The 11,379-nt window shown below is 76.8% G+C and carries 7 protein-coding genes and 1 pseudogene; all 8 read right to left on the minus strand.

Translation table 11 applies throughout. From position 1 onward, the window contains the following. Positions 1 to 25: 25 nt before the first annotated feature. Positions 26 to 2,080: an AAA family ATPase gene (locus tag ACFVYX_RS28355; RefSeq protein ID WP_389684330.1), complete on the minus strand. Its 2,055-nt coding sequence runs from the start codon at positions 2,078 to 2,080 to the stop codon at positions 26 to 28. 157 nt (positions 2,081 to 2,237) lie between these two features. After that, positions 2,238 to 4,250, minus strand: coding sequence for an ABC transporter ATP-binding protein (locus tag ACFVYX_RS28360; protein WP_389684331.1), 2,013 nt, complete (start codon positions 4,248 to 4,250; stop codon positions 2,238 to 2,240). Next, positions 4,247 to 5,986 carry an ABC transporter ATP-binding protein/permease gene (locus ACFVYX_RS28365; RefSeq protein ID WP_389684332.1) on the minus strand — a complete coding sequence of 580 codons (1,740 nt, stop codon included), beginning with the start codon at positions 5,984 to 5,986 and terminating at the stop codon, positions 4,247 to 4,249. The genes ACFVYX_RS28360 and ACFVYX_RS28365 overlap by 4 nt, the downstream gene beginning before the upstream one ends. Further along, positions 5,983 to 7,254, minus strand: a complete 1,272-nt coding sequence (locus ACFVYX_RS28370; protein ID WP_389684333.1) for a SagB/ThcOx family dehydrogenase — start codon at positions 7,252 to 7,254, stop codon at positions 5,983 to 5,985. Before ACFVYX_RS28370 ends, ACFVYX_RS28365 begins: the two co-directional genes overlap by 4 nt. An 8-nt stretch (positions 7,255 to 7,262) precedes the next feature. After that, positions 7,263 to 8,642: a YcaO-like family protein gene (locus tag ACFVYX_RS28375; RefSeq protein WP_389684334.1), complete on the minus strand. Its 1,380-nt coding sequence runs from the start codon at positions 8,640 to 8,642 to the stop codon at positions 7,263 to 7,265. Next, complete coding sequence (locus tag ACFVYX_RS28380; RefSeq protein ID WP_389684335.1) at positions 8,639 to 10,120, minus strand: CocE/NonD family hydrolase; 1,482 nt, start codon at positions 10,118 to 10,120, stop codon at positions 8,639 to 8,641. Before ACFVYX_RS28380 ends, ACFVYX_RS28375 begins: the two co-directional genes overlap by 4 nt. Continuing rightward, positions 10,117 to 11,253 (minus strand): hypothetical protein, encoded by a 1,137-nt coding sequence (locus tag ACFVYX_RS28385; protein ID WP_389684341.1) that lies wholly within the window; start codon positions 11,251 to 11,253, stop codon positions 10,117 to 10,119. The genes ACFVYX_RS28380 and ACFVYX_RS28385 overlap by 4 nt, the downstream gene beginning before the upstream one ends. A gap of 31 nt (positions 11,254 to 11,284) precedes the next feature. Continuing rightward, positions 11,285 to 11,379, minus strand: a pseudogene (locus ACFVYX_RS28390) (ABC transporter ATP-binding protein); the annotation flags it as partial.

The raw sequence follows: 11,379 nt of genomic DNA on the forward strand, positions 1-11,379 counted from the left end.
GCGGCCTGGTGCGGGCCCGGCCGGGTCACCCTGCCGGGCGTCCCTCCTGGCGGCGGTGCTCGCTGGGGGGCCGGGGCTCCGTGCGCGGGGCGGGCAGGCGTACCCGGGGACGCGGGGACGGCGCGGTGCGCGGGTCGACGAGGTCGAGCAGGCTGCGCAGGGCGGTCCGTGCCTGCGGGGCGTCCAGCCGGGCGTCGAGGTACCCGAGCGCACGGCGTGCCCGGTGGCGGGCGCGGCCCGTGTGTCCGGCGCGGTGGTCGGCGACGGCGAGGGCGTAGTGGGCGAGGGCGGCGGCCCAGCTGTCGTGGCCCCCGGCCCGCTGGGCGAGGGCCCGGCGTGCGGTGCGGGCGGCCAGGGCGGGAGCGGTGTGGGTCCGTACGACGGCCAGGGCGGCGAGGCTGACCATGGGGCCGGGGCCGCCGGGGGCGTCCTCGGGGATGGTGCCGGCGGCCTGCCGGTAGTGTTCGGCGGCCGTGGCGAGGTCGTGCCGCCGCCAGGCGAGTGTGCCGTGGGCGTGGGCGATGCGGCCGACGAGGGCGTCGTCGCCGGCGAGGACGGCGGCGGGCCAGGCGCGGTCCAGGAGGCGGTGGGCCGTGGCCGGGTCCTGGCCCGCGGCGAGCCACGCGGCCAGCCACTGGCCCCGGGCGGTCAGGGGGCTGCCCGCGGGCAGGAGGGGCAGCAGGGTGAGGAGATGACGGGCGCCCTCCTCGCCGCGGTTGCGGGTCGCCCACCAGAACCACAGGTGGAGCAGCGTCTCCAGGGCGATCTCCGCGTGGTCGCGGGGGCGGGCGGCCCGGCGTACGAGGTCGGTCAGGTCGTCGTACGCGTCGTGGACGAGCTGGACGGCCTGCTGCTGCAGTCCGGTGTTCCACAGCGTCTCGGCGACGGCGGCCACGCTCCGGCAGTGGCGGGCGTGCCGCGCCCGCGCCGCGGGCGGTTCACCGGCCGCTTCGAGGCGTTCGGCGCCGAAGTCGCGGGCGGCACGGGCCATCCGGTAGCGCGGCTCACGTACCTCGCCGGGTTCGCCCCGCCGGACGAGCACGCCGATCGCGGTCAGCTCGGCGAGCGCGGCGGGAACGTCCGCGGCGGCGAGGTCGGTGCCCTCGCAGACGAAGGCGGCGGCCTGCTCGGTGAAGGTGTCCGCGAACACGCTGAGGCGCCGCCAGACCTTGCGTACGGCCGGCTCGCAGAGGGAGTGCACGGCGCCCATCGACGCCCTGACCGACCGGTGCCGTCTGATGGCCGCACCGGGTCCCGGGCCCGTCAGCCAGCACTGCCCGCTCTCCAGGCGGGCGACGAGCCGGCTCATGGTGGTGCCCTCCAGCTGCGCGGCGGCGAGTTCGAGCGCGAGGGGCACGCCCTCGACCAGCGCGCACACCCGGTCGACCGCCGACCGGTCGAGTGCCGCCCGGTCGGCCGCCTCCCGGTCGAGTGCCTCTGCGTCGGCTGCCTCTCGGCCGGCCGCCGTGGCCGGAGCCCGTCGGGCGGTCAGTGCGTGGAAGAGTTCCGCCGCCGGTGACAGCCCGTCGGGTGAGGTGTCGGTCGCCAGGGGGGCCAGCCGCAGCACGTGCTCATGACCGAGCCCGAGCGGGCGGCGCGCCGTGATCAGGATCCGCAGGGTCGGCAGGCTCGTCAGCAGGGACTGCGCCAGCCGGGTGCAGTCGGCGTGCACGGGGTCCATGTCGTCGAGGAGGAGAAGCAGCTCTCCGTCGGGCAGGGACCTCACGGCGGCGGCGAGGTCCGGGGTCCCGGAGCGGCCGTTCTCGCCTGTCGCGGCGTCCAGGGCCCGGGCGATCCGCGCCGCCAGGGCCCAGGGGCCGGCGGGGACGCCGTCGTGCCAGCGGACACGGACCATGGCCTGCCACGGACTGTCCTGCGGGCAGGCCACGGCCGCCAGGGCGAGCCGGCTCTTGCCGACCCCGGCCGCGCCCGTCACGGTGACGAGCCGGTGCGTGGCCAGCGCGGCTCTGAGGGCGGCGAGTTCGGCGTCCCGTCCGACAAGCCCGGGGTGTCCGCGGGGACGGTCCGTGAGCCGGACACCGTCTCCTTGGCCTGCTGCCCGCACGTTTGTCGCTCCCATCGGTCGGATCACCTTCTCGGCCGCGACGCCACGAGCCCGGCCCGGCAGGCACCGCTTCCGGAAACCCGCAGGTCCTGGTTGCAGAACCGTCACTGCACCGACGTCACCGCACCTCAACGTCCCCAGAGGGCCCGAGGTAGCGCCGACACCCCGTACATCACCCGTCACGGTGACGGGGGGAGCCCTGTGCGATGTCGGCGAGACTGCGGTTGAGCGCGCTGTCCGGGCGGGCGGTGAGCTCCTCCCAGGTGCCCTCCTCGACAATGCGTCCGGTTTCGAGGACGGCGATGCGGTCGGCCCGGCGGATGGTGGCGCGGCGGTGGGCGATGACGACGGTCGTCCGGCCCTCCTGGCGGAGCGCGGTGGCGAGTTGGGCGTCGCCCGCGTTGTCCAGGTGGGCGGTGGACTCGTCCAGGATCAGGACCCTCGGCTGTGCCAGGAGGGCGCGGGCGAGGGCGATGCGGGCCCGCTGGCCTCCGGAGAGGGTGGCGCCGCGCTCCCCGACCAGGGTGCTCAGCGGAGCGATCCGGTCGACCCCGCACGCGCGGGCCGTCCCGGCGAGGAGGCCGTCGTCGGCCTCGGGGGCCGCGAGCCGCAGGTTCTCGGCGAGGGTGCCGTGGAAGAGGGGCGTCTCCTGGCCCACCAGGGCGACGGCACGCCGGAGCTCGGCATCGTCGAGCTCGCGCAGGTCGAAGGGGGTCCCGTCGGCGGGTACGAGCTGGATCTCACCGTCGGACGGGTCCCAGAACCGGGCCAGGAGGTGGGCGCAGGTGGACTTGCCCGCGCCCGAGGCACCGACCAGGGCGAGCGTCTGCCCCGCGCGGACGGTCAGGTCGACGCCGTCGAGGACGGGACCGCCGCCGTAGTCGAACCTCACCTGGCGCAGCCGGACGCCCAGCGGGCCCGGGGGAAGCGTGCGGGGCGCGGCGGGCGGCGGGGCGAGCGCGGGGGCCTTGACGGCCGCGCCGACGCGCGAGGCGGCGGCGCGCAGGGACACGGCCTGGCTCAGGGACCGGGCCGACTCCGCGACGGGGCCGAGAACGGCCAGGGAGAGCGCCATCGCCGCCGGGGCCCACGCGCCGTGCAGCCGCCCGGAGGCCACGGACTGTGCCGCCACCGCCACCACACCGAGAACCGCCACCACGATGAGCAGATCGCGGGCCGCGGCGGCGCCGGCCTCCCACGTGGCCTCGGCCCGCTGGGCGTCGCCCACCTGCCGTCCGCGCTCCGCGAGCCGGCGCCTGCGTCCGTCGAGGGTGCCGAAGGCGAGCAGTTCCCGCAGTCCGTCGACGGTCTCCACCGTGTCGGCGGACAGGGTGGCGCCGGCCGCCCGCGTGCGGGCGCCGCGTACGGCACGTCCGCGCGCGTCGGCGAAGGGAGCCGCGGTGAGCAGGGCCGCGACCGGCAGCACGGCCAGGAGCAGCCACGGTTCGACGGTGGCGAGGATCGCCGCACCGCCGGTGAAGACCGTGCCCGCCGCGAGGAGCTGGGCGGTGGTGTGGGCGTAGAAGAACTCCAGTGCCTCCACGTCGGCCATGGCGGTGGCGGCGAGGTCCCCACTGCGCCGGCCGGCGACGCGGGCGGGCGCGCTGCGGGCGAGACCGTCGAAGACGCGTACGCGCAGCGCGGCGAGAACCCGGTAGGCCAGGTCGTGCGAGAGGTCCATCTCGCGCCAGGTCGTCAGGGCCCTTACGAGGACCAGCGCGACGAGCGCGATGACGGTTCCGGACGACGGGGCCCGCCCATCGATGACGGCTGATCCCACGGTCTGGGCGGCCAGTGTGACGAGCGTGACGAGGGAGCCCTGTTCGAGGAGAGCGGCGGCGCAGGTGCGGGCCGTCATGGCGCGGTGCCCCGCGAGGGCGGGGAGCAGGGCGCGCAGGGCGCCTCGCTCGGGCACGCCCGGGTCGGTGGGGGTGTGCTTCGTGGCGGGAGTGCTGGTCGTGGCAGGAGCGCCGGGCGTGGTGCCGGTCGTGGCAGGAGTGCCGGGCGTGGTGGAGGTCGTGGCAGGAGCGCCGGGCGCGGTGGAGGTCGTGGCAGGAGCGCCGGGCGCGGTGGAGGTCGTGGCAGGAGCGCCGGGCGCGGTGGAGGTCGTGGCAGGAGTGCCGGGCGTGGTGGAGGTCGTGGCGGCGGTGGGGGTCGTGGCGGCGGGGTCGACGGCGTTGCTCATGCGGCGAGTTCTCCTCGGTGGGTGCGGCCGGCCTCGACGAGTCGCGCGTAGACGCCGCCGGCCTCGGCCAGGCCGGCGTGGTCGCCGATGGCGTCCACGCGTCCCCCGTCGAGGACGACGATGTGGTCGGCGTGCCGGACGGCGGCCAGCCGATGGGCGATCACCAGGACGGTGCGGTCGCCCGCGGCCTTCAGCAGTTCGCGGACGATGTCGGCCTCGCGGCGTTCGTCGACCGAGCTCGTCGCCTCGTCGAGGACGAGCACCGGGGCGTCCGCGAGAAGGGCCCGGGCGAGAGCGAGCCGCTGCCGCTGCCCGCCGGACAGGGTGGCGCCGCGTTCGCCGAGGACGGTGCCGTACCCGTCGGGGAGAGCGGTGATCTCGTCGTGGATGCCCGCGATGCGCGCCGCCGCCGTCAGGTCGTCCTCCGTGGCGTCCGGCCGGGCCATGCGCAGGTTGTCCGCGATCGTGGCGTGGAAGAGGTACGTGTCCTGCGACACCACGGCGACCCCCTGCCGCAGCGCGTCGAGGGAGTACTCGGTGGTCCGGCGCCCGTCGAGGGTGATCCGGCCCTCCCGCGGGTCGTGGTGGCGCAGGAGCAGGGCGAGGAGGGTGGACTTGCCGGCGCCGGACGGGCCGACGATCGCGGTGGTACGTCCTGCCGGTGCGGTGAAGGAGACGCCGCGGAGCGCGGGCTCGGGTGCGCCGTCGTAGGTGAACCGGACGTCCTCGAAGCGGAGTTCCGGAGGCGTCGGCCAGTGCGCCCGCGCCGTTCCGGTGTCCCGGACGGACGGTTCGGCGGTGCGCAGCGCGGCGATCCCGTCCGCGGCCGACACACCCAGGTATCCGGCGTGCCACTCGCGTGCGAGGTCGCGGACCGGCCGGAAGCATTCGGAGGCGAGGAGCAGCACCAGGTAGGTGCCGGTCGCGGTGGTGGAGCCGCTGACGGCCGACCAGCAGGCGAGGAGCGCGGCGGCGGCGACGCCGCCCTGGACGGCGAGGTCGGTGATGCCGGTGTCGACGAGGGAGACGCGGAGTTTGGCGACGGTCGCCCGGTGCAGCGCCGCCGAGCGCTTCTCCAGGCGTTGCCGGGTGCGGCCGACCGCGCCGGCGGCACGCAGGGCGGGCATGCCCTGCAGGGCTTCCAGGTAGTCGGCGCCCAGCCCCTCGTACGTGTCCCAGTGTTCCTTGCCGCGGGCGGCGAGGAGACGGTCCCAGGCGCGGGGGCCGAACAGGGCGAGCAGCAGGGCGGGGGCGAGGCCGAGCAGCGCCGCCGGTTCCACCGCGGCGAGGGCGGCGAGCACCAGGGGCGGCACGGTGAGGGTGATCAGGAGCTGGGGCAGGTAGCGGGAGACGTAGGCGTCGACGCCTTCCACGCCGTCGACGAGGGTGGTGCGGACGGCTCCGGCGCGTGCGGTGGTCAGGTGGGCGGGGCCCAGGCGGCCCAGGTGGGCGAGGAGTTCGTCCCGCAGCGCCACCCTGACCTCGGCCCCGGCACGGGTGGCGGTACGGCGCTGCCAGGTGCCGAGTGCGGCCCGGGCGGCGACGACGGCGAGCACCGCGGTCAGCAGCCACGGGAGCTGTCCCGTGTGGCCCCGGGCGAGGCCGGCGAGCGCGACGGCGAGCAGGACGGCCTGCCCGAGGTGGGTGAGGGTGACGGCCCCTTGCAGCAGGGTGGCGGTGAGCAGCGGGCGCCGTGCGCTTCGGGCGGCGCGGCGCAGCTCGGGGTGGACGGTCATGTGGTGTTCTCCTCGTCGGCGTGGAGGGTGCCGAGGGCCAGTCCGTGGACGATCCAGTCCTGGCCGGGTGGGGCGCCGAGCGCGGCGCCCAGGTCCGCCTGCTGCCAGGAGCCGACGGGCCGGGCGGCGAGCCCGTGGCGCCGGGCGGTGACATGGGCGAGATGGACGGCGAAGCCGGCCCGCAGGTGGGTGCGGCGGATGTGGGGCGCGTCGGCGTCCGCGGGGCAGCCGCTGGCGAGCAGGACGGCGCCCGCGTCCGCGATCCACGCCTGGCCCGCCGCCCAGGCGGCGAGTGCCGGGCGGGCCTCGCCCGCGCCGCGCCGGCGCAGTGTCGCGCCGTCGGATGCCGGTTCGACGAGGCCGGGCCGCGGGAGGCCGACGGCGGCGCACCACCGCAGGTCGCCGCCGCCCGCGCGGGCGGCGGTGGTGAGGACGGCCCGCAGCGTCTCCGGGGACGGGGTGCCCGGCAGCGGCGGAGGGGCGCTGCGGCGGGCCAGCAGCTCCTCGGAGGTGGGGGCGCTCTCCGACGGCCGGCCGCGCAGGAGGCCGTCGCGCGGGCGCGCAGGGCCGGGCGGGGGGACGCGTACGGCGGCGAGGGCGGTCCCCGCACGTCCGTCGAGCCGGACCTCGGGCTCCCCCGTGTCCAGCGCCCGGGCGGCGAGGAACAGCGCCGCGGCGGCGTGCCCGGTGTCGAGGAGCAGCAGCGGCCAGGCGCGGTGTCCGTAGTGGGAGACCGTACGCCGGGCGGTGACGGAGAGTTCGACGATCACGCCCGGCGGCGTGCGGTCGGGCTGCTCGCCGAGGCGGTGGACCCGGTGACGCAGGGGGTCGTAGCCGTAGCGGCCCGGCGGCAGGGAGCAGCCCGCGCCCACGACGAGCGCGGTGTCCACCGGGTGCAGCGCACCCGCGGAGGCCGCGGGCCGCAGCCGTCCCGAGTCGTCCGACGCCGCCAGGGAGAGGTGCAGCAGGGCCCGCAGGTCGAGCTCCGCCGGGCCGGCTTCCGGGATCGGGCGCGGCGGCCCCGGCCAGGGACGGACGGCCGGGCCGGCGGGCGTGTCGGGACCGGGGCGCAGCGGAGAGCGGGCGCGGGCGAGAGCGGCGGGGAGGTCCACGGGGTGGCTCTCCGGATGCCACGTCCCGTCCGACGGAGGGTCCCCGTCGGGGAGTTGCGGGTCCGTCAGGCAGTCCCCGTCGAGCTGTGCGGGTCCTTCAGGCACCCCCGTCGAGCCCCGCGGGTCCGTCAGCCGGTCCCCATCGGGTTGTTCCATGGGGGTCCTCACATGTGCGGCGGAGGCGCCAGGGTGAAGTCCTCGGGTGCCTCCGGCGCGGTCGTACGCCAGCCTCGCCGGACGGCTGTCTCGGCGAGCCGCGGGCAGCCGAAGTAGCCGAAGGCGGCCGGGGCGTTGGGGAGGAGGCCGGAGACGAGGACCCGGGCCACCCGCAGGGACGTTTCCGCCACGTCCTCGGTGGTCAGGTCGAACGTCATCACGCGGTGTCCGCCGGCGTGCAGCGCGCGCTCGAGGCGTTCGCGGCTGCCGGGTTCGACCGCGTCGACGGACACGGTCCCGTGGGCGGGTTCGGTGAACCGCACGGCCTCGGCCGCCATCCGTTCGTCCAGCCACACCTGCACGTGCGCGCCCAGGTCCCGCACGTGCTCGAACCGCTCACCGCACGCGTCGAGATACCGGCCGTCGGCGCGGTGCTCCAGGTAGAGCCCGCGGGCGAGCAGCCCGGCCTCGACGGCCTGGAAGACCCAGCCGTCGGGGTCTGTCAGACCCTGGGTGAAGACCCAGGTGTGGACGGCTTCGAGAACGGCCTTGCGGGCGGCCTCCGCCGGGTCGTACTTGCAGGCGAACCCCGCCGCGTACAGGCCGAGCTTCGGGTCGTGGACGAGCGCGGCCATGCAGGGCGCGAACTCCGAGGGCATTTCGACGAGATGGACGTCGAGTGCGCATCCGGCCAGGTCGTCCATGAGGCCGGGCACGCTGGCCGGGTCGATGCCGCGGGTGGGCCCGTCGAGGTGCCACCACAGCTCCAGGGCGTCGCGCTCGACGATCTCGAGGAGGCCGCGTTCGACGGCGTCGTCGAGCCCCTGGCCGGTCGCTATGCCCGCGTAGTTGAGGTGGTGCGTACGGGGCAGGGCGCGCAGATCGCCCTGGCGCCAGTTGAGGTGGGTGAGGGCGACGGGTGCCCAGACCTCGGCGGTGCGTCCGTCGGGCAGTCGCTCGGTGCCCCGCGTCCACAGGGACGGGGTGTCGGCGGTGAGTCGCCGGTAGGGGAACTTCTCCCGGTCGTACTGCCACGGCGCGTAGGCGGGCAGGTCGTCGGGGCCGTACAGCCGGAGGCCCTTCTCGGCCAGTTCGGCGGCGGTGGCGCGGAGGGGAGCCCCGGGATGGCCGGGCGGCGGAACGCGGTTGCCGCAGTACCGTTCGATCCCCTCCGCTATCGCGGCGACGCGGGCCTGTTCGGGGTCGCCGAAGGTGGTGCCGAGGGAGACCCGGTCGGCGGGCCACAGGCCGAGTCTGCGGGCGTCGGATATCTCGGCCGTGAGCGCGGTGTAGCGGGGTGGGGCGCCGGCGGGGTGTTCCACGGGCTTGACCTTGCGGACGATGCCGCAGACGGGGTCGACGAGTACTTCCAGCGGCAGCGCCGTCATCGCAGGATCTCCTTGGCGGGATCGGTGGAGGTGGGACGGGACGGGAGGACGCGCAGGCTCAGCGCCACGCTCTTCGGGTCGACTTCCCGCCGGGAGGCGAGGAGCCGTTCGGCCGTGACCGGGTCGGCCCCGGTGTGGGGGTTCCGGGCGTGGGCCGGGAAATGGTGCCCGGCGATCTCGAGCCGCAGCCGCGTTCCGGCCCGGAGCCGGCGCGCGAGCCGGCCGAGTTCGACGGTGAACTCCGCGGGGCGGCCCGCCGGTTCCTCGCGCCGCAGGACGCCGAAGGCGAGCCGCTCGGCGGTCCCTTCCGGTGTGAGGGCGACGAGGCGGGCGGCCCAGTCGGCGTACGGGGTGTCCGCGGCGGCCCGCAGCCGTAGCCGGACGGGCCCGACGGCGTCGAGCGGCCGGGGCAGCGGCGGTGTGGCGAGGAGGCAACGGTCGGGTACTTCCCCGGTGGGCACGGTGAGGCCGTCGGAGCGGACCGGGCGGTCGGGGTCGGCGGTGAAGACGGCACCCCGCAGCAGCCGCAGCCGCTGGGTGCGCGGTTCGCCGTCGGCACCGGCGGGCAGCCACCGGTCGGCGCCGCCGAGCGCCACCGCGCCGTGGCGGCCGGGAGCGAGGTCGCCGTTCAGCGCGCGGCGGGCCCACCGCACGTACAGCTCACCGAGGTTGAGGCGGTGGGCGGGACCGGCGTCGGGGCCTGGCGCGGCGACGAGTCCGTGGCCCCAGGGACCGAGGAGCAGACGGGCCGAGGGCCCGCCCCAGGTGCGCCAGAGGGCGACGGTGTCCTCGGTGAAGTGGTCGTGGTGGCCGCCGACGGCCAGCAGGGGGACGTCGGCGCGGGAGGCGCCCGAGGTGAGCCGGCCGCGCTCACGCGGCCCCCAGAGCGCCGCCCAGGAAGGGAGGCTCCGGCCCAGCCGCTCCGGAAGGCCGGTGAGGGGCAGATGGGCGAGCAGACCGGGGTCCATGGCGAGGGCCTTGTCCAGGGCGCTCACGTCGGAGTCCCGCCGGTCGCCGTGGGCGGCCCACCACCCGGCTCGGGCCGACAGCCGTTCCACGCCGGAGGGTTCGCGTGCCGTCTCGGCGGCGCCGAGTGCGGGCACGGCGGCGATGACGGCGTCCGGCCGGGCCTCTCCGGGCGCTTCGAGAGCGAGGACGAGGGCGCAGTGGGCGGCGTAGGAGGCGCCGACGGCGACGTACCGGCCGTCGCTCCACGGCTGCCGCCTGATCCATCGGGCGGTCACCGCTCCGTCGGCGGTCTCGTTCTCGTACGGGCGCCACTCCCCCGGCGAGGCGAATCGACCCCGCACGTCCTGGACGACGGCGGCGAACCCCCGGCGTGCCCAGCCGTGCGCCTCGGCCCGGTGCCGGGCGCGGTCGTACGGGGTGCGGATGAGGACGGCGGGGAAGGGTCCGGCGCCGTCGGGGAGTCGTACGTCCGCGACGAGACCGTCGACAGCCACGCGGAAGGACGTCATCCGTCCTTCTTCGGCGTCGGCTCGGCCGGGGTCGGGACGGCCCGGGTCCGCTCGGCCGGGGTCAGGACGGCGCGGGTCCGCTCGGACGGAGTCCGGTCAGCCGGCATCGGGACGGCCCGGGTCCGCTCAGCCGGCGTCGGCTCGGCCGGGGTCCGCTCGGCCGGGGTCGGGACGGCAAGGGACCGCTCGGACGGAATCCGTGCCTCCGGCACCGGCGTGACGGGCGCCCTCGTCACCGGCTTCCGCGCGCCCGGCACCGGTGCGAGCGGTGTCGGTGCCACGTCGGGGACCGGCAGGACGGGGTGTTCGGTGACGGTCAGCGTGCGCAGGTCCACCTGGCGGAGCCGGCGCCGGGCCGGGAAGCCGGCGGTCCGGGGGGCGTCGGTGGCCCACCGGCTGAGGTCGTCGGCGAGCAGGGCGGCGAGCAGCGCGGCAGCGGGGACGCCGAGCCGGACCGGCGCTCCGGTCGTACGGGGCCCGCTCCAGTAGGCGGCGAGCTCGCGGTGGGCAGGGGTGGCGGCGAGCCTGCGGGCCCGGACGTGGGCCGCGGTGACGTCTCCCGGCCCGGCCGCGAGGGGCTCGACGTACGCCTGCCAGCCCTCGCGGTGGCAGCGCAGCCAGGCGACCCCGTGCCCGGGCAGCCGGTCGGCGGCGTCCCACAGGCCGTCGGGTACGGGTCCGTCGAGGCACCACACGACGGCGGCGGGGTCCCCGTCGAGGAGGTCCTCGATCGCCGCCGGCGAACCGTCCGGCACGGGCGCGGCAGGGGTCGTGCGGGGCTCGGCGCCCAGTGCGGACAGGTGCGCGGCCAGCGGACGGGTGAGTGCCGGGTCGCCGAGGAGCCGGACGGCACGGCGGGCGGCGGGCCACTGAGGGTGCTGCGGCTCATCCGCCAGGTATCCGGCCTGCTCGAAGGCCCGTACGAGGCGGTTCAGTTCCTCGTCCGCGACGGCCGCTTCGGCGCCGGAGAGCGGGGACGGCTCATGGGCGCCGGAGAGCAGGGAGAGCAGGGGGCCCTCGTCCACGTCGGGAGTCCTGACGCTGAGGAACTCTCCTTCGGCGGTACGGACGGCGAGGCCCCGCCCGGGCACGGCGACGACTTCGACTCCGGGGACGAGCCGGTTGCGGGACACGACGTTCCTCCTGACGAAAGGGCTTGGGATGGGCGTGGGCCAGGTCGTGCAGCACCATCACCACGGTCAGCCCGCGCTCCTCGCGCAGGCGCACCACCGTCCGCAGCACGTCGAGCTGGTGGTGCA

The organism is Streptomyces sp. NPDC058326, assembly GCF_042879855.1.
Taxonomy (GTDB): Bacteria; Actinomycetota; Actinomycetes; order Streptomycetales; family Streptomycetaceae; genus Streptomyces.

Coding starts and splice junctions, on each gene's coding strand:
- ACFVYX_RS28380 (WP_389684335.1), bottom strand. CDS start 10,120: ATGACGTCCTTCCGCGTGGCTGTCGACGGTCTCGTCGCGGACGTACGA.
- ACFVYX_RS28370 (WP_389684333.1), bottom strand. CDS start 7,254: ATGGAACAACCCGATGGGGACCGGCTGACGGACCCGCGGGGCTCGACG.
- ACFVYX_RS28360 (WP_389684331.1), bottom strand. CDS start 4,250: ATGAGCAACGCCGTCGACCCCGCCGCCACGACCCCCACCGCCGCCACG.
- ACFVYX_RS28365 (WP_389684332.1), bottom strand. CDS start 5,986: ATGACCGTCCACCCCGAGCTGCGCCGCGCCGCCCGAAGCGCACGGCGC.
- ACFVYX_RS28375 (WP_389684334.1), bottom strand. CDS start 8,642: ATGACGGCGCTGCCGCTGGAAGTACTCGTCGACCCCGTCTGCGGCATC.
- ACFVYX_RS28355 (WP_389684330.1), bottom strand. CDS start 2,080: ATGGGAGCGACAAACGTGCGGGCAGCAGGCCAAGGAGACGGTGTCCGG.